Annotated in this window: 20 protein-coding genes and 1 tRNA gene; 11 read left to right on the top strand and 10 right to left on the bottom strand. The window is 51.9% G+C overall.

The genetic code is table 11. The features are described 5' to 3' along the window. Positions 1–127 precede the first annotated feature (127 nt). Positions 128–1,276, bottom strand: coding sequence for a BamA/TamA family outer membrane protein (locus tag B051_RS0114700; protein WP_018478976.1), 1,149 nt, complete (start codon positions 1,274–1,276; stop codon positions 128–130). 228 nt (positions 1,277–1,504) lie between these two features. Between B051_RS0114700 and B051_RS0114705 the strand changes: the two genes are divergently transcribed. Continuing rightward, positions 1,505–4,534, top strand: a complete 3,030-nt coding sequence (locus B051_RS0114705; protein ID WP_018478977.1) for an amidohydrolase family protein — start codon at positions 1,505–1,507, stop codon at positions 4,532–4,534. 90 nt (positions 4,535–4,624) lie between these two features. Beyond that, complete coding sequence (locus B051_RS0114710) at positions 4,625–5,959, top strand: amidohydrolase family protein (protein ID WP_018478978.1); 1,335 nt, start codon at positions 4,625–4,627, stop codon at positions 5,957–5,959. A gap of 922 nt (positions 5,960–6,881) precedes the next feature. Here B051_RS0114710 and B051_RS0114715 read toward each other — a convergent pair. The 3 genes from B051_RS0114715 to B051_RS0114725 are packed head-to-tail and all read right to left on the bottom strand — an operon-like array spanning position 6,882 to position 10,465. Next, positions 6,882–8,987 carry a ComEC/Rec2 family competence protein gene (locus B051_RS0114715; protein WP_018478979.1) on the bottom strand — a complete coding sequence of 702 codons (2,106 nt, stop codon included), beginning with the start codon at positions 8,985–8,987 and terminating at the stop codon, positions 6,882–6,884. After that, complete coding sequence (locus tag B051_RS0114720; RefSeq protein ID WP_018478980.1) at positions 8,987–9,415, bottom strand: GNAT family N-acetyltransferase; 429 nt, start codon at positions 9,413–9,415, stop codon at positions 8,987–8,989. The genes B051_RS0114715 and B051_RS0114720 overlap by 1 nt, the downstream gene beginning before the upstream one ends. Positions 9,416–9,421: 6 nt before the next feature. Next, positions 9,422–10,465 (bottom strand): PhoH family protein, encoded by a 1,044-nt coding sequence (locus B051_RS0114725; RefSeq protein ID WP_018478981.1) that lies wholly within the window; start codon positions 10,463–10,465, stop codon positions 9,422–9,424. 97 nt (positions 10,466–10,562) lie between these two features. On the opposite strand from B051_RS0114725, the gene B051_RS0114730 reads away from it, so the two are divergent. The 5 genes from B051_RS0114730 to B051_RS0114750 all read left to right on the top strand — a co-directional run bounded on the left by B051_RS0114730 (position 10,563) and on the right by B051_RS0114750 (position 12,978). After that, positions 10,563–11,339, top strand: coding sequence for an SAM hydrolase/SAM-dependent halogenase family protein (locus B051_RS0114730; RefSeq protein WP_018478982.1), 777 nt, complete (start codon positions 10,563–10,565; stop codon positions 11,337–11,339). Positions 11,340–11,402: 63 nt separating this feature from the next. Continuing rightward, on the top strand, positions 11,403–11,774 hold the full coding sequence (locus tag B051_RS0114735; protein ID WP_026236423.1) for a hypothetical protein: 372 nt from the start codon (positions 11,403–11,405) through the stop codon (positions 11,772–11,774). Between the two features lie 38 nt (positions 11,775–11,812). After that, complete coding sequence (locus B051_RS0114740; protein ID WP_018478984.1) at positions 11,813–12,103, top strand: putative quinol monooxygenase; 291 nt, start codon at positions 11,813–11,815, stop codon at positions 12,101–12,103. 193 nt (positions 12,104–12,296) lie between these two features. After that, complete coding sequence (gene hscB / locus B051_RS0114745; RefSeq protein WP_018478985.1) at positions 12,297–12,827, top strand: Fe-S protein assembly co-chaperone HscB; 531 nt, start codon at positions 12,297–12,299, stop codon at positions 12,825–12,827. 67 nt (positions 12,828–12,894) lie between these two features. Continuing rightward, positions 12,895–12,978: transfer RNA gene (locus tag B051_RS0114750), tRNA-Leu, on the top strand. 122 nt (positions 12,979–13,100) lie between these two features. On the opposite strand, the gene B051_RS0114755 is transcribed toward B051_RS0114750, so the two are convergent. Further along, on the bottom strand, positions 13,101–14,510 hold the full coding sequence (locus B051_RS0114755; protein WP_018478986.1) for a KAP family P-loop NTPase fold protein: 1,410 nt from the start codon (positions 14,508–14,510) through the stop codon (positions 13,101–13,103). A gap of 523 nt (positions 14,511–15,033) precedes the next feature. On the opposite strand from B051_RS0114755, the gene B051_RS0114760 reads away from it, so the two are divergent. Both B051_RS0114760 and B051_RS0114770 read left to right on the top strand, forming a co-directional pair. Beyond that, positions 15,034–15,735, top strand: coding sequence for an MgtC/SapB family protein (locus tag B051_RS0114760; RefSeq protein WP_071594902.1), 702 nt, complete (start codon positions 15,034–15,036; stop codon positions 15,733–15,735). A gap of 545 nt (positions 15,736–16,280) precedes the next feature. Next, positions 16,281–17,495, top strand: coding sequence for a sensor histidine kinase (locus B051_RS0114770; protein ID WP_033316937.1), 1,215 nt, complete (start codon positions 16,281–16,283; stop codon positions 17,493–17,495). Between the two features lie 147 nt (positions 17,496–17,642). Here B051_RS0114770 and B051_RS0114775 read toward each other — a convergent pair whose 3' ends face one another. The 5 genes from B051_RS0114775 to B051_RS0114800 form a co-directional block, all read right to left on the bottom strand. Further along, positions 17,643–17,945, bottom strand: coding sequence for a hypothetical protein (locus tag B051_RS0114775; protein ID WP_018478990.1), 303 nt, complete (start codon positions 17,943–17,945; stop codon positions 17,643–17,645). Positions 17,946–18,074: 129 nt separating this feature from the next. Then, positions 18,075–18,326 (bottom strand): hypothetical protein, encoded by a 252-nt coding sequence (locus B051_RS0114780; protein ID WP_018478991.1) that lies wholly within the window; start codon positions 18,324–18,326, stop codon positions 18,075–18,077. 54 nt (positions 18,327–18,380) lie between these two features. Continuing rightward, positions 18,381–18,635 carry a hypothetical protein gene (locus B051_RS0114785; protein WP_018478992.1) on the bottom strand — a complete coding sequence of 85 codons (255 nt, stop codon included), beginning with the start codon at positions 18,633–18,635 and terminating at the stop codon, positions 18,381–18,383. A gap of 215 nt (positions 18,636–18,850) precedes the next feature. Then, positions 18,851–19,606 carry a class I SAM-dependent methyltransferase gene (locus B051_RS0114795; protein ID WP_018478994.1) on the bottom strand — a complete coding sequence of 252 codons (756 nt, stop codon included), beginning with the start codon at positions 19,604–19,606 and terminating at the stop codon, positions 18,851–18,853. Positions 19,607–19,609: 3 nt separating this feature from the next. Continuing rightward, positions 19,610–20,068 (bottom strand): hypothetical protein, encoded by a 459-nt coding sequence (locus tag B051_RS0114800; RefSeq protein WP_018478995.1) that lies wholly within the window; start codon positions 20,066–20,068, stop codon positions 19,610–19,612. A gap of 180 nt (positions 20,069–20,248) precedes the next feature. Here B051_RS0114800 and B051_RS0114805 point away from each other — a divergent pair, with 180 nt between their 5' ends. Beyond that, positions 20,249–22,465 (top strand): M3 family metallopeptidase, encoded by a 2,217-nt coding sequence (locus tag B051_RS0114805; protein WP_018478996.1) that lies wholly within the window; start codon positions 20,249–20,251, stop codon positions 22,463–22,465. Positions 22,466–22,871: 406 nt separating this feature from the next. Next, positions 22,872–23,540, top strand: a complete 669-nt coding sequence (locus B051_RS0114810) for a response regulator (protein WP_018478997.1) — start codon at positions 22,872–22,874, stop codon at positions 23,538–23,540. Positions 23,541–23,612: the final 72 nt, after the last annotated feature.

A 23,612-nucleotide genomic window follows, 5' to 3' on the forward strand; every position in this document is an offset into this window, starting at 1 on the left:
TAACACTCACATCTTTCACCGCCGGTTCCCGCTGCGCTCGAACCGGCGGTGGATAGGGTATAAGATTTCTCCTATCGTCGAAATGACAGAAAAGAAAAGCATGAAAGTAGAATGTAGCTCTCCGGCTCTAAAACGCTTCTCCAATCATGATGTACAGGTTGAATCCTTCGCGACCATACCCGACGTCCAGGCGGGAGTTGAGTTTCTGGCTGGGTTTGATGGCGTAGCGGAGACCGGCGCCTACTGAGTACTTCACCGTAGAGAAGCTGATATCATTTGGCTTGTCAAACACATCGCCTACACCGGCAAACGTAGCCATGCCCAGTTTCCAGAAAAGCGGGAAGCGGTACTCTACCTGCGACCCCACAAAGTTGTTGTCGTGGAAGCGGTTGCGGGCGTAGCCGCGCAGTATCTTGTCGCCGCCTGCCGTGGCCAGGCGCATCACCGGCACATCGCCGTTGTTGAGTTTGAGCATGGTGTTGGTGGCCAGCACATGGTCCGGCTTCAGGCTGTAGTAGCGGTTGAACTCGAAGTTGATATTGTTATACCTGAAATCGCTGCCAAAGGCTTTGCCAAAATGGTATCCGGAGATTTCGAGGTAAAAGCCACGGCTGGGAAAGGCGGTGTTGTCGCGGTGGTCCATAAGGAAGATGGCACCCAGGCCGCTGTTGAGCCCTTTTCTGGAACCTGGAATATCCTTTGACCGCAACTGGCTATCGCGGAAGCCGTCAATGGAGTCGAGGCGCACGTCGTAATACTTGGTAATCTGGAAATCAGGCCCCAGGAAACTCCGGCCACCCACGTTCTTCATTACGGCCATTTTGGCTCCCACCATGTCATATTCATACCGCTCCCGGTCTCCTTTGGGCGTGTCGTTGCCGATGCCATAGAAGCGGTCGGTGTAAATGCGGTGGCGCAGTTCGCCGCGCAGCAGGTATTTCTCCTCACGCGTGAACATGTTCCAGTACAGCCACTGGTCGGTCTGCTTGTTCAAGGTATAGTCCACGACCAGGCGGGCGAGCGATAGGCGGGTATAGGTGGTATCGGTATAGGAGCGGAGGCGGAAGTAACCTAACAGGGAAGCCCCAATACCTATGTTGGTGTCTGGGGTGTAGTAAATGACCGGGGCAGGTATAAGGCCCCTAACGCTCCGGCGCTCCTGCACGGGTTGGTCGCTGGTTTTCGCTTCTGAGGTCTGTTCCTGGGCCATGGCCGGAGTGAAGGCGACAAGCAAAGGACAGAGTAGGTATAGCAGGTAGTAAAGGTTCAGGCGCATGCAGGTATATCGGGTTGATTTTATAGTACAAAATTGGTTTGGTGTTCTTACGTAATGCAGTGATTTGTGGCTGATGCGGCTGGTTTACGGTGTTTGTACACCAAAAAAGATGATGCCATTCCGCCTGGATGATATTTTCGTGCAGCGGGCATAGACTTTTTGAAGGCAGATACCTATATTGGGACATTAAAGCGATTCCACTATCTATACTTTCACCTTAATCTGAACATGAGAAAAATCTTAACCATTGCAGCCTGCCTGGCTTTGGGCGCGGCAGGCAGTGCGATGGCGCAGGAGACCTTTCCGCGCAATGGCGTGTACGACGAGCGCACCGGCCTGGTGGCGCTGACCAACGCCACCATCCACACCGACTACAAAACCACCATCGAGAACGCCACGCTCCTCATCCGCAACGGGAAGGTAGAGGCCGTGGGCACCAAAGTGCAGGTACCTGCCGGAGCCGTGGTGGTCGATGCCAAAGGCAAACACATCTACCCTGGACTGGTGGATATGTTCAGCGCCTACGGTTTGCCGGAAGTGAAGAGCGAGCGCAGAAACTACGGCTCACCGCCGCAGGAAGAATCTACGAAGCAGGGCGCCTACAACTGGAACCAGGCCATCCGCCCGGAGACCAATGCCGTGGAGCTGTTCAAGGTAGACAAGAAGCAGGCGGAGGAGATGCGCAAACTGGGCTTCGGCACAGTTCTTTCCGTGCACCGCGATGGTATAGCGCGTGGCACGGCTACCCTCGTAACACTAGCCGACAAGCGCGAAAACGAAGTAGTGCTGCTTGATAAAGCTGCCGGCGCGCTGTCTTTCGACAGAGGATCCTCTCCGCAGGATTACCCGAACTCGCTGATGGGGGCCATCGCCCTGTTGCGCCAGACATACCTAGATGCGCAGTGGAACAACATGAACCCTGGTCGGGAGCAGAACATTTCACTCAAGGCTTTTTCAGATGCCAACAATTTCCCGCAGATTTTCGAGGCAGACAACAAACTGAACGTGCTGCGCGCCGACAAAGTAGGCGACGAGTTCAAGAAGCAGTACATCATCAAAGGCGGCGGCGATGAGTACCAGATGATAAAGGAAATCAAGGCGACCAACGCCCCTATCATCGTGTCGCTCAACTTCCCGGAGGCTTACAACGTGGAGGATACCTACGACGCACGCCGTGTGTCGCTGGACGCCATGAAGCATTGGGAAATGGCGCCTGCCAACCCGGCGCTGTTGCAGAAGGCAGGTATACCTTTCGCCATCACGGTCTCTGACCTGAAAGACAAAAAAGACTTCCTGCCGAACCTCCGCAAAGCCATTGAATACGGTCTGCCGGAAGAGGAGGCACTGAAAGCCCTGACCGCTACGCCAGCCCAACTCCTGAAAGCCGACAAGCACGTGGGCAGCCTGGACAAAGGCAAACTGGCCAACTTCATCATCACGAGCGGCAACCTGTTCGCCGAGGACAATGTGATACTGGAGAACTGGGTGCAGGGCAATCAATACAAAATCACAGAGGTGCCGTCGGATTACCGGGGCATCTATACCTTGAAAATCGGGCAGCAGCCGGAGAAGCGACTGCAAATCGCCGGAACACCCGACAAGCCGGAACTGAAAGTAATCGGGCAAGATACCGTGACGGGCAAAATCTCCTTCAGCGGCAACCTGGTGACGCTGTCGTTCACCAAAGACAAGAAGAGCAAAGAGACAGTGCGCCTGAGCGGCTGGTACGCTGACAAAAACCTGCAAGGCGACGGCCAACTGCCGGACGCGACACCCGTAAAGTGGTCAGCCAAATTCTCGGAGGCGATGACGCAGCAGGCGAAGAAAGACGCCGCCAAAGAAGCCAAGAAAGCGCTTGAACTAGGCAACATGGTATACCCATTCCAGGCATTCGGCCAAGCCGAATTGCCCAAGCAGGAAACGGTGCTGATTAAGAACGCCACTGTCTGGACAAACGAGAAAGATGGTATCCTACAGAACACGGACGTGCTGCTGAAAAACGGTAAGATTGCCAAAGTAGGCAAAAACCTGAGCGAGTCAGGTGCCCGCATTGTAGACGGTACAGGCAAGCATGTGACGCCAGGCATCATTGACGAACACTCCCACATCGCGTTGGATGGTGTGAACGAAGGCACGCAGGCGGTGACCGCTGAGGTGCGCATGAAAGACGTGGTGAACCACGAAGACCCGAACATCTACCGTCAACTGGCAGGTGGCGTGACCACCTCTCAGTTGCTGCACGGTTCAGCCAACCCAATAGGTGGTCAGTCGGCCATCATCAAGCTGCGCTGGGGCAAGAGCCCGCAGGAGATGCTGGTGGAAAATGCCGATGAGTTCATCAAATTCGCTTTGGGAGAGAACGTAAAGCACTCCAACCGCAGCCCGGTACACAACGTGCGCTTCCCGCAGACGCGAATGGGCGTGGAGCAGGTATACGTAGACGCTTTCCAGCGCGCTAAAGAGTACGAGCAGACATGGAAGAACTACAGCAAACTCTCCAAGAAACAGAAAGCCGCACAAGGCGAACCACGCCGTGACATCGAACTCGAGACGCTAGTAGAGATTCTGAATAACAAGCGCTTCATCACCTGCCACTCTTACGTACAGTCCGAAATCAACATGATGATGAAAGTGGCTGACCAGATGGGCTTCAAGGTGAACACCTTCACGCACATCCTGGAAGGGTATAAAGTGGCCGACAAAATGCGTGACCACGGAGCAGGTGGCTCTACCTTCTCGGATTGGTGGGCTTACAAAATGGAGGTGAAAGACGCGATTCCGCAGAACGCCGGCATCATGCACAAACTGGGTGTGACCACCGCCATCAACTCCGATGACGCAGAGATGGCCCGCCGCCTGAACCAGGAGGCAGCCAAGAGTGTGAAGTACGCTGGTGTGAGCGAAGAGGACGCCCTGAAAATGGTAACCCTGAACCCAGCCAAGCTCCTGCACCTCGACAACCGCATGGGTAGCATCAAGCCAGGCAAAGACGCGGATGTGGTGCTGTGGAACAACCACCCATTGTCTATCTATGCCCGTGCCGAGAAGACCTTTGTAGACGGTATCGCCTACTATGACCTGGAGCGCGACACGCAGCTGCGTCAGGAACTGGAGAAAGAGCGCGGACGCCTCGTGCAGAAAATGCTGCAGGCCAAAACTTCCGGTGCCAGAACACAGGCTCCGGCTCAGCGAAGGGCATCTGTGGTGCATTGCGAAGATGTGGAGCACAACGAGGAAGAGGAATACCTGGCGTACTAAAAATTGTTAGTTGTGGGCTGTTAGTTGTTGACCTCTTGATAGATTGAACAATAAGCAACCAGCAATCAAAGACATTCAACGATTTAAATCATGAAGATTCATAAAAGATATATTTCCGCTTTCGTGGCCCTGCTGCTCAGCGTGCCTGCCTTTGCGCAGGTGCCGGCTCCGGCTGCCAAGCAAAGCAAGCCTATGCTGCTGACAGGCGCTACCCTGCACGTGGGCAACGGCACGGTGGTAGAAAATGCTGCCGTTGGTTTCGACAATGGCAAGATTACGTATGCAGGTCCTGTGAGCGGCGCCAACCGCAACGGGCACGAGGTAATAGATGTAGCAGGTCAGCATATCTACCCGGGCCTCATACAGCCGAACACGCAGCTTGGCCTGGAGGAAATCAGCAGCGTTCGCGCCACTCTGGACATGCGAGAAGTTGGACAGTTGAACCCGAACGTGCGGGCCGTGGTCGCCTACAATACCGACTCGGATGTAATCCCGACCATACGCGCCAATGGTGTGCTGCTGTCGCAGGTGACGCCAGTGGGCGGCACAGTATCGGGTTCATCGTCCATCGTCCAGCTGGATGCCTGGAACTGGGAGGACGCGGTTTTGAAAGCCGATGAAGGTATACACCTGAACTGGCCTAACATGCTCATCAACACAGGCGGTGCTCCAAACCCGCGCCTGGCTAACTTCGCACAGCAGCGGGAGCAGGCAATTTCTGACCTGGCGCAACTGCTGCGTGATGCGTCGGTATACAAGTCGGCCAAGAACGAGAAGGAGAACCTGAAGCTGTCTTCTATGGCAGGTCTGTTTGATGGCTCCAAGAGGCTGTACATCCATGCCAACTACGGCAAGGAAATCATCGAGAGTGTGAACTTCGTGAAGCAGCACGGCATTAAGGACAACATCGTGATTGTAGGGGCAGGGGATGCTGTAGCGGTAGCTGATTTTTTGAAAGCCAACAACATCGCGGTGATTTATTCTGGCGTGCACGCATTGCCTTCCCGCTCCGACGAAGATGTGGACATGCCGTACAAGACGCCATACCTGTTGCAGCAAGCCGGTATACCATTCGCGCTGGACTACGACCTGAGTCTGCACGGCATACGCAATCTGCCATTCATCGCGGGTACGGCTGTTGCGCATGGACTGGACAAGGAACAGGCGCTGGCGTCTATCACGCTCAACACTGCTAAGATTCTGGGTATAGACAAGCAGGTGGGTTCTGTGGAAGTAGGCAAAGATGCCACCCTCGTGGTGTCTGGCGGTGACTTGCTGGACATGCGCACCAACAACGTAACCCATGCCTTCATCCAAGGCCGCAAGCTAGACCTGAACGACAAGCAGAAGTACCTCTACCAGAAATTCGACGGGAAATACCAGGCGGAGGCTCCTAAAGTAGAAGGTGCCAAAGCCCAGAAATAAAGAATTTTACTACTCACCTTAAACGAAAGAGCGCTGCCCACTTGAGGCGGCGCTTTTTGTTTTATAGCCCTTGTATCCAGGAAGAGAGGCATGCTAAGGGTATACTATACCTTTCTTGGTAGCAACTGTGCTTGCAGCTTGTTCGATTACTTGTTCCATCGCTACGCCTGTGCGGCGGGCACTCACTTTTCTCCTTGATGAGAAAAGTAAGCAAAAGAATCAAGACGCTTTTGAACTCGCTGACCGCTCGAACAAAAAATCGTCAGCGCTGCACCAAGCCGGTGCCGCTGCTCCGTGGCTACTGTGGAAGCTCTCCCCTTGAGGGGAGTAAGAGGGGTGTCAAGGCTATACCTGCCAGTGTTAAGGAATTCAGATGCTACAGCGCCTATACCTTAGAGAAAGCTATAGCAGAAAGTCCCCTTTCGAAGGGGGCAGGGGGATGTAATCGTTCCGGATTCCCTCCTAGGAGGGGTGGTGGAACCCATCTGTCTATCCTATCTCCATCCTATACCTATACCTGCTCACGCTCCAGTCATTCCTTCTCCTACTGTCATTCCGACGAGAGGAGGAATCTCACGCCCTTCCGGCCGTACATCCAGCGCCAGCGCAGATGCGGCTTTTGTGAGGACTTCTGCATCCTTCGCACGTCTCACCGCCGGTGTGAGCGCAGCGGGAACCGGCGGTGGGCAACGTAACAGATTCCTCCTTTCGTCGGAATGACAGAATGGTTGACTAGTCTATTTTACCTTAATGCAGGTGATTCCCCTCCCCGGAGGGGTAGGGGTGGCTGAACCTGACATAGTAGAAAGACCCCACCGCAGGCGCGAGCTTGCAGCTCGTGCCTTCCCCCGACTATGCAGCAGCGCAACCTCGATAAAGTACTGAGAACAAAAATTTAACGATTTTTTGACAAGAGTCGAGGTCACATCTCTACCACAAATGCTCCCTTCTCTGTCACATCATAAACTGGTATGCCGGCTGCGGCAAGCTGTGGCCGAAGGCGTTGCAGGTGCCAGGGAGCGTTGCTGGCGTCGAGGATGAGCTGTTTGAAAGCGAAAGGCTGTAAGTCTTCCGGCTTCACCCGTACGTTTTGCGTCAGCAGCACATAGTCCACCTCAAGGCTTTCCCGTGGCTGTATCCGGATAGGGCGGGAGAGGACTAACACACGCAGGCCCTGCCACACATACAGGCTGTTGCTGTCCGGCAGGAGGGCGTGGCTGATGGCTTCGGCAGGAGGGGAAGCCAATTGGAACTGCACAGGCTTTTGCACGCCCTTGTGCCACAGGTAAGGCTGTATGTTGAAGGTATAGTTCTCCGGAGTCAGCGAGGCTGTGCGTACCAGCGCCGCCTCCTGACCCTGCAGGAAACTGAAGGCGGTGGCATTGCGCAGGCTGTACACGGCAAAGCTGCGCTGCACTAGTTGCTGCCTGCTTTCTGTGATTTGCAGCACCACCAGAACAGCCACTACACCAGTAGCCATCGTAAAGTAGCGCAGTTGCTTCAACGCGAAGAACAGGATGAACAGCAGCATAAGGCTATACAAGAGCCAGGTTTGAGCAGGGCTGATGTCTATGCCGTTGATGAGCGCCTGCGGCAAGTTATTGACCCAGATGTTGAACTCGTTCATAGCCCAGATGAGGCCAAAGTGCAGTTGGAACAGCAGTGAGCCCAACAGAGGGACAAACGACAAGGCCAGGGCGGCCACACCCGTGTAGAGCACAGCCGTTGCCGCCGGCACCACGACCAGGTTCGCCAGCCAGAAGTAAACCGGGAACTGATGGAAGTAGTACAGCCCCAGCGGGAAAGTGACCAGCTGCGCCGCCAAAGAAACCGTGAAGAGTGCCCATACATAGTCCAATGCGCGGCCATCAAAGGTAATCAGGCGGTAAAACCGGGGCTGGAGGTATACGATGCCCAGCACCGCCAGGAAGGAAAGCTGAAAACCGACATCCAGCAGGTAGTAGGGGTTGTAGAGCAGTAACACGAAGGCAGCAAAGGCCAAGGTATTATAGATATTGCGCTGCCGGCGAGTAGCTGTGGCCACCGTCACTATACTGCACATGATGACGGCGCGAAGCACCGAAGGCGACAGCCCAGTTATGAAGGCATAGAGCCACAGCACGGCGAGTACCAGAAGAGCACCCACCAGGCGCTGTCTATTGCTGCGCTGGAACCGGACCAGCAGGAGCATCAGCCCGCCATAAATCAAGCCTACGTGCAGTCCCGATACAGCCAATATATGCATGGTGCCTGTGTTGGCATAGGCGGTGCGGATGGCATTGTCTAACTCATCTTTCACCCCCAGTATGAGTGCCGACGAAATACCATATTCCCGCCGTTCCGCAATGGATTCTTTCAGGAGGGTATCCAGGCGCCGCCGGAGGTGGATGCTCCAATAGAGCACCGGGTTGGCGGGGTCAGAACCGATTATCTGGAACTGGTGCGATTGGAGGTAGTGGCGGTGGTATACCTGCTTGTTCGCCAGGAAGGCCCGGTAATCGAACTGTTTGGGGTTGGCGGATGGAGCCACTGCCAGAGGCGCTCCTTTCACCAACAGACGGTCGCCGTAGCCGAGCTCATAGGTGCGCTCCGAGTCATGCGGCACCGAGAGCTGTACCCTGCCTTCGGCAGGCTGCCACTGTCCATTTACCTGCACCTGTTCTACCTCCAGCACGGTACTCTGTGCCCCCGGTTTTTGCACCACGTAGTCATCTACGGTGCCCATATAGTAGGAGGGGGTGCTGGTGAGGTGGCTGAGGTGGAGAGGACTGAACAAAGCCGTCTGCTGCTGCGTGGTCCACATGCCACCGGCTGCAAAGCACAGGAGGCCGGCTATACCTGCCACCGTGTTGGCCTCCACGGTTTTCACTCTGCGGGCAACCAAGTAGGCCGCCAGGTATAGGGCAACAAAAAAGGCAAAGAGCTCAAGGCTATACCTGAACTCTTTGCCTGTGTATAAGAACAGGAGTATTCCTGCTATAAAGCTAAGGGCAATGCGTACGAATGGGAAAGGCGCCCACTGTTTCATCAGCCCTTGTAGACCATTTTGTAGTGCTGGATGTCACACTCGCTGAACATGTCGCCTTCTGCCACAAAGCCGTGGCGTTTGTAGAAGTTGATGGCCGGCAGCTGGGCGTGCAGGTATACCTTGCTGTCCGGGTGAGCAGCAATCACATCTCCCAACACAGCCTCCAACAGACGCGCCCCTACCTGCCTGTTACGGTAGTCGGGAAGCACGGCGAAGCGCTCCAGTTTCACGCCCTGCTCCGTGACACGCCAGCGGGCGGCACCACAGGGCACACCCTCGCAGGTGGCCAGGTAATGCCGCGCCGTCGTCTCATGTTCATCGTACTCCGCATCGCGGGGCACCTGCTGTTCCAGTACAAATACCTGTTCACGAATGCGGAAGGTATGCAGCTTCTCCTGCTCACTCTCCGCACGAATCAACTGAATCATCTTGTGTTACGCTTCCGGGGTTTGAGCCTTTTTTGGACGGCCATTCACCTTCACAGGCTTGCCTTCCTCTGCTGCCTCAGCCTCCAGTTTGGCGGCCAGGCGAGCCTCATCCGCTTTGGAGTAGGCCTCCACGATGTCGCGCACCAGGCGGTGGCGTACCACGTCCTCGGGCTGCATCTCAATAAAGCCGATGCCTTTCACATCGCGCAGCGTGTTCAGGGCGTCAAAGAGGCCGGAACGCTGGTGGCGCGGTAGGTCAATCTGAGAGCGGTCTCCGTTTATCATCACCTTGGAAGTAGGGCCCATACGCGTCAGGAACATCTTGATTTGGGCGGGTGTCGTGTTCTGCGCCTCATCCAGCAACACAAAGGCATTGCTCAGGGTGCGGCCTCGCATATACGCCAGCGGTGCTATCTCGATAATCTTGCTTTCCTGGTAGTACTTCAGCTTTTCCATCGGAATCATGTCCTCCAGGGCGTCGTAAATCGGGCGCAGATAGGGGTCCACCTTCTCCTTCATGTCACCGGGCAGAAAGCCAAGGTTTTCGCCAGCCTCCACCACCGGGCGGGAAATGATGATTTTCTTCACTTCCTTGTTTTTAAGCGCGCGCACGGCCATGGCCACCGAGATATAGGTTTTACCCGTACCGGCTGGCCCCAGCGCGAACACCAGGTCGTGTTTCTCCACCATGTCCACCAGCTTTTGCTGGTTAGGCGTCCTGGCTTTGATGACGCCTCCCTTGCTGCCATACACAATCACGTCCGGCGACGTCACGATAACCTCCTCATCCGTAAAAGAATCGGCTGAAAGGTATCTATTTACGCTGTTGTGCGTAATCTTCCCGAACTTGTGATAGTGATCGATTAGTGAGGAGAGAATCTCGTGTATCTTGGTTATCTCAGGCGTTTGCCCCTGAATCTTTATCTCGTTACCCCTGGATATGATTTTGCTGCTTGGGAAAGCGGCTGCCAGCTGCTTGATATTCTGATTCTCTGTCCCCAGAAAATCAATGAGAGAGATATTCTCTAAGGTTATTACTTTCTCTACCAAATGTTTATTTGTATATAGTACGTTGGTAATATATTCTGTAAATTAGCTAAAATTGTTACATATAGATTACAAATCTACTCAAATTATAGTTCGCTCTATGGCTGTAATTACGTTCACTTCTGACTTTGGCTACACCGACCATTATGTAGCCGCTGTAAAGGCCAGTATCCTGTCCCTCCAACCGCAGGCGACCATCGTAGACATATCCCATGGGATTGAGCCCTTCAACATTCCGCAGGCGGAATACGTGATTGGGGCCGCTTTCCGGGAGTTTCCCGAAGGCACGGTGCACCTGGTGGCCGTGGACACCCACGGCTGTAAGCGGGGCAAATACCATGCGGCAAAGTACAGGGGGCACTATTTTCTGATGGCCGACAACGGGCTGCTCTCCCTGATAACAGATGGTGAACCGGACGTGGTGGTCGAGATACAGGCCGACCCGGAACTGTTGCCTTTCCCGGCCAAGAACCTGCTGGCGCCTGCCGCCCTGTTCCTGGCGAAAGGCGGCGACATAGACGTGCTGGGCGAACGCACCACCCAGTTCAAGCAGCTCATGAACCGCCAGCTGCGCCTCAACGACCACTCCATAACAGGGCATGTGATTCACGTGGACCGCTACGGCAACCTCATCACCAACATCACCCGCGACAGCGTGGACACCATCGCCCATGGCCGTACCTATACCATCCATTTCGGGCGGGAGACCGTGGGCCGCGTATACCCTACCTATACCCAGGTAGACGATGGCGACTGCTGCTGCATGTACAACAGCCTGGGCCAGCTGTGCATCGGCATCAACAAAGGCAACGCTGCCGAACTGCTCGGCTTGGGCTTTGACTCGCAGGTGGATGTGCGGTTCTATCCCGGCAACTAAACGCACCTTATACCTGCCGCAGTGTGGGGCATTCTTAAATGTTATTGTTTTAGGTATAGAGACATGAGAGGAAACAGCCATAGATTGGGGCTTGTGGTGCATCTGCTGACGGTTTTTGTGCTTTTGCTCAAAGGGGCTGATAAGCTGACGAAATCCCACTTGGTGTCTGGTAGCTCGCTTGTGCTGCTGGGGCTGCTGATTCTGGTCCTTATCGTGCTGGAAAAGCGGTACCATTGGTCCCATGCCCTTGTGCGGCAGGCGTGCCTGCTGATTGAGGCGGTGGCGCTTGCCATAATGGCGGTTGTGTTCTACCAGGAGGGCAAGGTATACCTGCCATATGTTTTCGGGGCATGTGCCATAACTTACCTCATAGTAGCTCTTGTGGCTGCCCGGAAAAATAAAACCTCTGCTCATTCGCCAAACCAACAGGTATAGGAAGCACCGCTGCTTATAAAAAGTTTTTCAGAATACGCATGTTGATTCGAATCGTACGCATGACATTTCAGCCGGAGAAGACAGAAGACTTCCTGGAGATTTTCCGCCAATCCAAAGACAAGATACTCGCCTTTGAAGGATGCCGGCACGTGGAGCTGCTGCAGGACCTGAACCACCCGAACGTATACAGCACCTACAGCCTCTGGGACTCCGAGGAGCACCTCAACAACTACCGCGACTCTGAGCTGTTCGGGCAGGTATGGAAAGCCACCAAGGCCCTCTTCGCTGACAAGCCGCAGGCCTGGTCGAATAAGTCAGTGGACATGTAGCCGGTAATCAAGCAATAGAGCAGTTAGCGGGCAGTAACTAGTACTGTATAGCCAGGGCTTTTCGGTAGTGTGTAAACATTCCTGCCGCTTTTCCTGTACTTTTGTTGCCTATACCTGATAAATTTTACTGGTTATTGTAAAGTGTTCAGCGTATACCCGATGACCGATTTCTGTTAACTGATTTCCGTAAAAAATGAATTACTTCGAGTTTTACCATATACCTGAGAGTTTCCTGCCTGACGAGAAGGCGATAAAGGCACGTTATTACGAGCTGAGCCGCGAGTACCACCCTGACTTCTATGCCAACGAAGACCTGGGCACGCAGCAGAAGATTCTGGAGCTTTCCACGCTCAACACCAACGCCTACCGCACCCTCAGTAACCCTGACCTGCGCATGCAGTACATCCTGAAGGAGCACGGCCTGCTGGAGGAAGGCAAGAACGAATTGCCCGGGGATTTCCTGATGGAGATGATGGAGCTGAACGAGGAGTTGATGGAGCTGGAATTTGATTTTGACGCGGCCAAACTGCACGAAGTGGGGGAGAAGAGCACGGGCATTATGGCCCAGCTCGAAAATGACATCCTGCCGGTGTTGCAGCGGTATCCTGAGCTTCATGGAGTTACCAAAGAAGAGGCCCTGCAGGAGGTGAAAACCTACTATCTGAAGAAAAAATATTTGTTGCGTATTCAGGAAACTTTATCTAAGTTTGCAACCCGTTCCTGATAGATGATTAGGGATAAAAGTTCGACTCCGGCCCAGGGTACATACCTGAAATCGGGAAGAACAAAATGCCTTGGTGGCGGAATTGGTAGACGCGTTGGTCTCAAACACCAATGAGGTTACACTCGTGCCGGTTCGACTCCGGCCCAAGGTACAAGTACAAGTAGAAAGCCCTGTAAGTTTATTGCTTACAGGGCTTTTTTGTTTTCGGGGGACGGTAGAGGGGACGGATTACATTAGCCTTAGAGAGTAGAATTTTTAATTCTTATCAAGTAATCAAAGCTGAACATTTGCGGTTAAATCTATTTTGTTTATAAAGTGGCCTAAATCTAAATGACCAGTCCTCTTATTGCTGTCAATTCTTTCAAAAGTTTCTATAAAATCAATATCCTTTGTAGGGCTTATAACCGATTTTAGGATTAGTTTTTTCCCTGTCTCATCATTGATATATATATTATTGCGATTATAGGAATTATAAAGGGAGTTGTTATAGTATAAAACTAGCTGAGCTTCAACCCACATAAAAGATCTCTCTTGATCCTGTGTAAGTTTACTTCCGACGATTAATTTAAACTCCTTTTGTAATTCTTTTAGACTAAGTGTTTTACTTCTAATTTGGTTGTATAGTTCTTCGTTGATTAGCTTGATATAGGTTAGAAGCAAAAAGATAATAGGTACAACATATTCGTTTATTTTAAAACTTCGCAAAGCAAGACGAGCATGGGCAAATATTTTTTCTTGTTGCCTTAGCGTTATTGGAGTATCGTCAAATAAAATTTCCGCCATTTGCAAGAATTCATTGCTATCAGATTTAAGTTCTCTATAATCATTCCTCGAGGTTGATTTAAAGAAATTATCAAACTCAAAGTATGTATAAAGATAGTTATAATAGGTGCCCTTCTCCGGACTTGGTAGTGAATATTCAATATCAATAAATCTTCTTAAATATTCATCAGAATCAATTTTGTCGCTTCCATAAACACCGCGGACTGCATTTCCTAATTGGACCTTATCTATTGATAATATAAACACAATATTCGGAACTGAGAAAAAGTGTTTAATCTGTTCCAGAATTGACACTGCGTAGTTTGGACGACATCGGTCTAATTCATCGATGAAAAAGATAAGAGGCTTAGCTGAGTTTGTCTCTGAAATGAACTCTGAAAGGCTCTTTCTAAACTCTTTAATGCTCGCTTTTTTATTCGCATAATCATTAACCTCATTTTCAAAAATGTCTGTTGTGCCTTCTGTGATACTTACTATGGTATCTCTTAGTAGCTGAGTGTTTATATATCTGTCTGCAATCGCCTGTGCAGCCAACGGAATAATGTGTTTTGACAGAGTAGCTGCACTTTTTAAAGCCTTTTTAAATTGTTCTTTATTTGTTTCTTGAGTTATAGTTTTCAACTCACCCATTAGGGCAACAAGAGGATTATCTTCAAAATCATTCTCCCAAGCATTAAAGTATATTGTTTGTAATGATTGGTTTTTTAAATCTTGTTCCCACATTTTAATAAATGAAGTTTTACCTGTTCCCCACCTACTGTTGATAGCCAAAACAAAACCTGTGTGATATGCTTTGATGATTTCAGTGAGAACTTTTGCGTATTTTTCTCTACCAAGCTTGCAATGAGCAAACGGGTAACTTTTGTCTTCTACAACTAACTCTCTGTGTTTTACACTCATTTTTACTTAGTTAAATGGGTACGGTCTAATAATTATGAACATATCTAGGCAATGTAAAACCTAAGTATAAATTTAATATATAATGTATATATAAGAATATATTTTTCTTTAAACAGAAAAACCGGTGTTACCCGGTTCTTCTATTAAAATTCATCTGTATTTAGTAAAGCTGAGTATTCCTCGCAACTTGGACAATAGAGAATGAAATCTATTGAATTTTGTATTCCAGTTGAACCTCAAAGCTGCTATTCCTCTTTTGATAGCTCATTGCATTAAAATTTTAGCTAACACGACAATTCAGCCAACTCACATTTAGGCAGATGTCAAAGTTTTTCCGATGCTTTTGCCTGCAAGCAAACCGGAGAGCGGCTACAGGAACTTGCCGCTCAACAGAACTTACAGCAAGCAGCAAATCCACCAACCTGCCAATTCTATCCATTTTGCAGCCCTTCATCGCTTAAATGATAAACCTTCAGCAACGGCTGTAGTAAAGCCATCTAGCAACTGGCTCTAATGAAAGCGTATGGACTTATCTTTTTTGTCGTTAACAGAAATCAATACAAGCAGCATCATTGTCAGACTCCTACTCAGTACCCTGCTGGGTGGCCTGTTGGGTTGGGAGAGGGAGAGTCGGCGGCAAAACGCGGGGTTGCGTACCCACATGATTATCTCGGTGGGCTCCTGCCTGCTCATGCTCATCTCCATCTACATACCGCAGACCTTTTCAGAGTACCGGAACGTGGACCCCGGTCGTATTGCGGCGCAGGTGGTATCAGGTATAGGATTTCTGGGGGCGGGGGCTATTTTCAGGTTGGGCGGGAACACGCATGGGCTGACCACCGCGGCCACCATCTGGGCGGTGGCTGCTGTAGGATTGGCGACTGGGGCAGGTATGTACGAGGCAGCCATCATCGTGACGCTGCTGCTGCTGTTCGTTCTATCCATCCTGGACAAGATAGGCAAAAGGGTCTTCATCGGAGGTGCCCTGAAGACCTTGAAAATCAGTTTCCAATCTGCCAAAATTGAGACTAGCAAGGTGTTATCCATTCTGGAGGAATATGAGGTCATCACCAAGAGCATCAACGTGCTGCAGTCACGCAACAAGAAAAACACCAAAATCATGCTGTACGTGATAGTGCCCGAGAACCTGAACCTGAAGCATTTCTACAAGAGCCTGAACGAGCTGGAAGATGTAGGCCAGATATCGCTGGGGCAGGACTTTTAGCTCTCTACTCTAGAATAAACAGGAGGTATAGGGGGTTTGCGTGATATGAATCCAGGGCTGGCTGCTTATATTTTCGGGATTCTTGAACTCACTCCAATAGCATAAACATGCATGCAGGCTCCAGATGCATGGTTCCATCTTTATCTTTCTGAAGCGCTTTATAAAGAACAACAATAACTACAGTACCTGGGTCCAGATTCTGGAAAACGAGGGGATAGCGTCAGCGTGGCGCCCGCCACAGATTTACTAGCCGAGCGGGTGCAGATAAGGCTGGAGTTCGCTTCAAAGCCCTTCCTGCATGCTTTGTGCTTCCCTTTTCGGTACAGAATCTTTGTGGCCGCTGCTTTAGACTATAAGAATGTGAGTGTTTGCTATCGCCCTTTTCCTGGTGCAGTAGAGTTTCATTTCGCTATTGGAGGTAGCAATAAATTGTTTCTTAGGAAATTCGAAATTCGCGATTAGTACTTTTTTTAGTAACTTTAACAATCAGTGATTGGTGACCAACCAAAACCATAAGTTGGCAATTCCAGAGAAACAGTTCCAGTATGATTGATACCCAAGACACGTTGTACAGAGACTTGGAAGCAGTACGGCAAATCCCGATTGTCCCTACCATGCTAGAAGTAATTTGTCAGATTACAGGTATGGGCTTTGCCGCCATCGCGCGGGTAACCGAGGACCGGTGGCTGGCCTGCAGCGTTCGGGATGAGGTTCAGTTCGGGCTTGAAGAAGGGGGTGAGTTGGAAATAAAGACTACCTTGTGCAATGAAATCAGGGACAGTCGCCAGCCCATCATCATTGACAACGTATCGGAAGACCCTGTCTATAACAACCACCATACGCCTATAACCTACGGTCTCCAAAGCTATATATCATTACCGATTATCTTACAAGACGGGACTTTCTTCGGTACACTTTGCGCCATAGACTCCAAGCCTGCGCTGGTGAACAATACCAAGGTAATCGGCACTTTTAAAATGTTTGCGGAACTGCTCTCTTTTCACCTGCAGAGTCTGGTGTTGCTGGAGCGCAGCCAGAGTGCCCACCTGGAACTGCAGGATAAGAACAGAGCCTTGGCCAGTGCCAATTTCGACCTCGATAGCTTTGTGTACACCGCATCCCACGATTTGAAATCTCCTGTGTCCAACATAGAGGGGCTGATTGAGGCATTGTCGGAAGCTGTCACCAAAGAAGAGTTGGACAGAGACGAAATCAATCAAATAGCGGGCTATATGAAGTCGTCGCTCAAGCGTTTCGCCACCACTATCAACGACCTCACTACTATTGTGGAGATAGATAAGACAAGTGGAGACGAAGCACCTGAGCCGATTGACATTTATGAGATGGTAGAGACGGTGAAACAGGACCTGGACAACCTGCTGGTTGAGTCGGATGCCCAGATAAAAGTGATTTCTGAAGAGAGGCTTTTCACGGGATTCTCCAGAAAGAACTTCAAGAGCATATTGAATAACCTGTTCAGCAACGCCATCAAATACCGCTCACCGGACAGACCCCCACTGGTAATCGTGAAACTGGAAAAGGTCGCCGACAAAACACACCTCCTGATTGAGGACAATGGTTTGGGTATACCTTCCGATAAGCAGGAAAGCGTATTCACTATGTTCAAGCGTTTTCACGATCACGTAGAAGGAAGCGGCATTGGGTTGTACATCGTGAAGAGGATGGTGGACAATGTGAAAGGGAAAATCCATGTGAATAGCACTCTGAACCAAGGAACAACCTTCACTATCATTTTCTAGCTCCTATTCTCCGAACGGTTTCCCTTCTGCTCCGGATGCATGCCTGCCTTAGGATATATGAAGCCGGTCTCAAACGAGGCGTAGGTGCCTGGCCCGACTGTAGCCCGTGAATTATTTTGCTTCCCTGTTCAAAGGGGGAAGCCACCCCTACATGCGCTCTATTACGACGTACCTGGCCGAGTAGCCGTTGCGCTTGTACAGCAGTTGGAGCGCCGTGATGAAAGATTTGTCGGCAGAGCGGGTTGTGCTGGTCTTCCCTATGGGTTCCAGGTAGTTGACATATCCCTGCCCGGGAACGCGGCCTACATAGCCCCTGACGTCAGCGGACTCTACTTCGGTCAGCCGCTTGGCCAGCACCACGCGCCGCATGTAAGGAAGGGCGGCTTTCATGCTCCCATAGTCCGAGAAGGCGTAGAGGCGGTGATAGTTGCTAAGGCTGACAGAATTCATCCGGCCAAAAATAAGAAATATCACGCACCTACCCGGTGGCGGTTTTGAAAAGTTTTGGCAGATGATAACTGGTGAAGAGGAAGGAAGAACTGCATCAGTTTCGATTTAAGACCGGCTGCTTGTGTGTGCCTACCAGTAAATCATGTCCAGCAGGTTTATTTTGGTGGTATAGGGCTCCAGTGCCCGCTTGCTGGCCAGGCCACGTATCAGTCCGATGAAGTTTGTTTCGGGGTTGGTCCATACCTCAGCGAAGAACTCCCCCATGTCATACAGCTCAATCCGGTAGCCCCTTCGGCCACGTTCGGCCAGGTAGGTGCCGTGCTGCCAGATTATCTCCAGCCTTCCAGACAGGGAATGGGTGTTGAAAAGGGTGAGGTTCATGTAGCTTTATACGTAATCGGGTAAAAAAGGAATTCGCCTTTCAGGTCGTTGCTGTCACGCATCCTGCTCTGGCTCATGGCCATATTCTGACGGGTTGTCAAAGTCCCAGTATACCTCCAGCGTAGTGGGTTTGTCTAGATAGGCCGGAATGGGCGTGTACACAATCAGTTCCCAGCCAGGCTTGTACGCGTTGTCCTTGCAGAGCCTCCTCACCTGGCACATAAGCCGCTCGTGTATTTCGGCACCCACAGGTCGCCTGCCACTCAGGTAGGGGCTCCCTTCTTCGAACTTGAATGTGGTGGTATACATAAATTCCAAATTTTGCAGGTATATCTACTACTACGTAAGATGTTACGATTTAGTATGCCTAAGTGGGTGATAATGTGATGGGTGGAGGAGACCCAGACCGTACAAAAGGTAAAACTGGCAATGAACGTATACTTCCTGCACATCCGCACGGGTGACCAGCAGCGGGTGGTGAAACTTGTCTGTGAATAAGGTATAGCGCCTTCAGAGAGAAGCCTTTACTTACTGTCCTTCTGGAACAACAGGAAATGCTGGATGGGCAGGGAGTCTACTTGCCGGCTCAGGCGGAAGCCGTTGGCGGCGAGCTCTTTCTTCACCTGAGCTACCGTCATCTTGTGCAGCTCCCGGATGCGCACGTCCGGGTCCTCGGCTTTGTACTCCATCAGGAGAAGTTGGCCGTTGGATTTCAAGGCTTTCCGAATGGCCTGTAGCATTTCCATTGGGTATTCCAGCTCGTGGTACACATCCACCATCACGGCCAGGTCCAGGGAGTTGTCAGGCACGTTAAGGCTTTGGTTGCCGCCTTTCACGACTTCTACATTTTGGGTGCCCAGTTCCTGTTTCCGTTCCTTCAGTGCTTCTATAAACCGGTCCTGCACTTCCACGGCGTATACCTTGCCTTGCGGCACCAGTTTGGCGACCTGAAAGGTATAGTAGCCTGTGCCGGCTCCGATATCGGCAACTGTGCTGTTGGGTTGCAGTGGCATGTTCTCGATGGCTTTAGAAGAATTCTCCTCTTCCTGCCGCGTGTCACGGTCGAGCCAGCTGCCGCCAGTGGCGCTCATGATGGCGGCTATCTCACGCCCTAGGTATACCTTGCCCGTGCCTCCAGAGGCAGGCGTTTTGGTGGTATAGCCTACTGCTGTGGCCGTGGTCTGTTGTTCCTGTTGGGCCTGGCAGGAGGAGCTGATGCCCAGGCAGAGCGGCAGTAGGAATAGGTGTAGCCAGGCGGCGGTAGTGGCAGGTTTTCTCATGTCTTATCCGGTAAAGTTTTCGAGGCGTTGTGTGATGGCGTCAATCAGTTCTTCAATCCATTTGCCGGCTACCTCCTGGTACTCCGGTTTTTCCCAGCGCTGCAGGTACTCTTTTTCGAGCCAGATGTTGTGCTTGTCCGGACCTACGGTATAGCTGCCGCGCTCCAGTTTGAAGAGCAGGTCTTTGCTGATATCGAAGTTGTCGGCGCCGGGGCGTTCGAAACCCTCCAGCCTGAGGCGAAGGCCCACTTGCTGCACGTTCCCGTTTTCCACGCTTACCTCGGTACCATAGCTGGCGTCCGGGTCTTTGGTCCAGGTGTCGATGATGCGCTCCAGGTGAAAGTCGTGGAACAGGGGGATGACGGCTGACAGGTTCTGGTGGATGTGCTTCGCCAGTTCCGGCAGTATGGTGTTGTACAGGTGCTGGATGGATTGCTTGTCGCGTACGGGTTGTGCTTCCATGTGACGGGGTATGTATAAGTTGCGTATACGTGCACGGCTGGCGGGCAGGTATGGCAGCAAAGGTATGGTTCTTGCCTGTTAAACAGCAAATAAGGCACTCTGTTCGTTTTTTCGTATCTTGTGCTGAAATTATTGACCCAGGAGTTTATCGTTTACTCTTTTCACACAACCCAATAATCAATGACAAAAGACATTATACTAGCCGGCAAGAAGTCAGGTATACTGGCGGTGCTGGCGCTGGCCAGCTGCACCTCGGTGCAGACCCAGGAACAGTCGCAGCAGACCCAGGCTGCCGTGGAGCAGAAGCAGGAAGAGACCAACCCGCTGCTGAAAGAGTGGACGGGCCCTTATGGTGGCGTGCCTGCCTTTGATAAGATGAGCCTGACCGACCTGAAGCCAGCCATGGAAAAGGCCATGGCCCTGAACCTGGCCGAAATCGAGACTATCGCCAATAACACACAGCCTGCCACCTTCGAGAACACCATTGAGGAGATGGAGCGTGCCGGTGAGGAGTTGAACCGCGTGTTCACCTATTACGGCATCTGGAGCAGCAACATGTCCACGCCGGAGTTCAGAACCCTGCAGGCGGAACTTGCCCCGAAAATCTCGGAGTTCAACTCCAAAATCCTGCAGAACGAGAAGCTGTTCCAGCGCGTGAAGGCTGTGTACGACAACTCCCAGAAGAACCCACTGCCAGAGGACCAGCAGCGTGTGGTGCAGCTGGTGTATGAAGGCTTCGCCTTGGAAGGGGCTGACCTGAGCCCGGAGAAGAAGAAGCGCTACGCTGACATCAACAAGGAGCTCTCCACGCTCTACACCAAGTTCTCCAACAACATCCTGGCCGATGAGGAGAAATATGTGGTGTACTTCACCAAAGAACAGCTGGGCGGACTGCCGGAGTCTTTTGTGAAAGCAGCGGCCAAAGCGGCCGCTGACAGCGGCAAGCCAGGACAGTATGCCGTGACTAACACCCGTTCCAGCATGGACCAGTTCCTGACCTACTCCGAAGAGCGTGCCCTGCGTGAGAAGGTATGGAAAAACTACTACTCCCGTGCCGACAACAACGATGCGAACGACAACAAGCAGAACATTGTGGACATACTGAAACTGCGTCGCGAGCGCGTGCAGCTGATGGGCTACGACAACTACGCCGAGTGGCGCCTGCAGAACCGCATGGCCAAAACGCCGGAGGCGGCCATGGACCTGATGCTGGCCGTTTGGCCATCTGCCATTGCGCGGGCCAAAGAAGAAGTGGCGGACATGCAGCAACTGGCGAACAAAACCAGCAAGGCCAAAATCAAGATTGAGCCCTGGGACTACCGCTACTACGCTGAGAAGGTGCGCCAGCAGAAGTATGACCTGAACTCCGATGAGGTGAAGCAGTACCTGGAGTTGGGCAACCTGACGCAAGCCATGTTCTTCACGGCAGGCGAGCTCTTCAACTTCAAGTTCACGCCAGTGCAGGAGGGCTCTGTGCCTGTATTCCATGAAGATGTGAAGGTATGGGAAGTGACCGACAAGACGACCGGTGACCACATCGGCCTGTGGTATCTCGACCCGTTCGCGCGCCAAGGCAAGCGCTCCGGTGCCTGGGCTACGACGTACCGCGCCCACACCACTTTTGACGGCAAGAAGACCGTGTTGTCATCGAACAACTCCAACTTTGTGAAGCCTGCGCCGGGCGAGCCGGTGTTGGTGTCTTGGGACGATGCGACTACTTTCTTCCATGAGTTTGGCCACGCGCTGCACTTCCTGGCTTCCAATGTGAAGTACCCTACGCTGAACAGCGGCGTGCGTGACTACACCGAGTTCCAGTCGCAGCTGCTGGAGCGCTGGCTGTCTACTGACAAGGTAATCAACCAGTTCCTGAAGCACTACAAGACCGGGGAGCCGATGCCGAAAGCGCTGATAGCCAAGATAGAGAAAGCCTCTACCTTCAATCAAGGTTTCGAAACGACCGAGTTCCTGGCTTCCGCTTTGATGGACATGCACTTCCATCTGGTAGACCCGAACGGGCTGGACCCGGACAAATTCGAAAAAGAGACACTGTCTAAACTAGGTATGCCGAAAGAGATTGTGATGCGTCACCGTTCGCCGCACTTCGGGCACGTGTTCTCAGGTGAGGGCTATGCCACCGGATACTACGGTTACCTGTGGGCCGACGTGCTGACTTCCGATGCCGCTGAGGCTTTCGCGGAGGCGCCAGGCGGGTTCTATGACGCCGAGGTGGCAGCAAGACTGGTGAAGTACCTGTTCGCTCCGCGCAACTCCATGGACCCAGCCGATGCGTACCGCCAGTTCCGTGGCCGCGATGCGAAGATAGACGCGTTGATGCGTGACCGCGGTTTCCCGGTACCGGGTGCACAGACTAAAAAAACCAACGGCCAGACGAAATAAACAGGCCGGCAGGTATAGCTCACATCGGTACGCGCCGGTGTAGGTTGAACAAGTACGAGGACCAGGTATAGCGCCTGGCAACAAAAGCGGCGCAGGGTTTCCTGCGCCGCTTTTTTGTTTTAGAATCTCTGTTAATACAGGTGAGCCGATGATAGAAACAGCACGCAGGAAGGTATAGCAGGGAGCCCTCTCGAGGATAACGCTTCGCTGTTCATACAACCATCCTATTCATTCCAAGTAGATTATACACGTATATACGTATTAGCAACCTGGGTATCAGTATAAAACCTGCTGAATCGGCTCGATTTGAAACCATGCTCGGCTAATACGTAATTTGGTTTTGCAGGAGGTATAGCAGGCTTATGCTGAACGCGGTATTTATATCTTTGAGAAGGAAATACATGAAATGAGAGAGCAAAAGATTATCAGGGTCGTCATCACAGACGACCACCGGATTATAAGGGAAGGCTTGCGCGCGCTGTTGGATCAGGACGAAGAGCTGGAGGTAGTAGGAGAGGCGGCTAACGGCAAAGAGCTGCTGGACCTGCTCGAGCAGACCGAGGCGGATGTAGCGCTGCTGGACATCAACATGCCTGTGCTGGATGGCTATGCAACCGTTGGGTTGGTCAAGGAAAGGTTCCCTCAGACAAGGGTGGTTGCCCTGTCCATGCTGAACGATGTGCCTTCTATGCAGCGGATGATAGAAAATGGCGCCACAGGCTATGTGCTCAAGAACACAAGCTATGATGAATTGACCACAGCCATTAAACTGGCTGCTGCAGGAACCCCGTTTATCTGCTCTGGTATGTCTGTTGATATGCTGCAGCGGTTTTCAAACCAGGCTGCTATACCTGATGGCTCAGTGGCGGAGGAAAGCTCGGGGCTGTCGAAACGTGAAATGGAGGTGCTCCTGCTCATAGCCGAAGGGTATACGAATGCAGAGATAGCTGACAAGTTATTCGTGAGCAAACGCACCGTGGAGACGCACCGGCAAAACATACTGGAGAAAACCAAAGCCAAAAACACTGCCCATCTCATCAAGTATGCTATGGAGCATAAGCTGTTGAGTAGCTGAGGCTGTGTGCAAAAGTAAAAGAGCGGAGGAGGCTACACGGCAGCGTACTGCACCTGTAACCTCCTCCGCTCT

Source organism: Pontibacter roseus DSM 17521 (genome assembly GCF_000373265.1).
Lineage (GTDB): Bacteria > Bacteroidota > Bacteroidia > Cytophagales > Hymenobacteraceae > Pontibacter > Pontibacter roseus.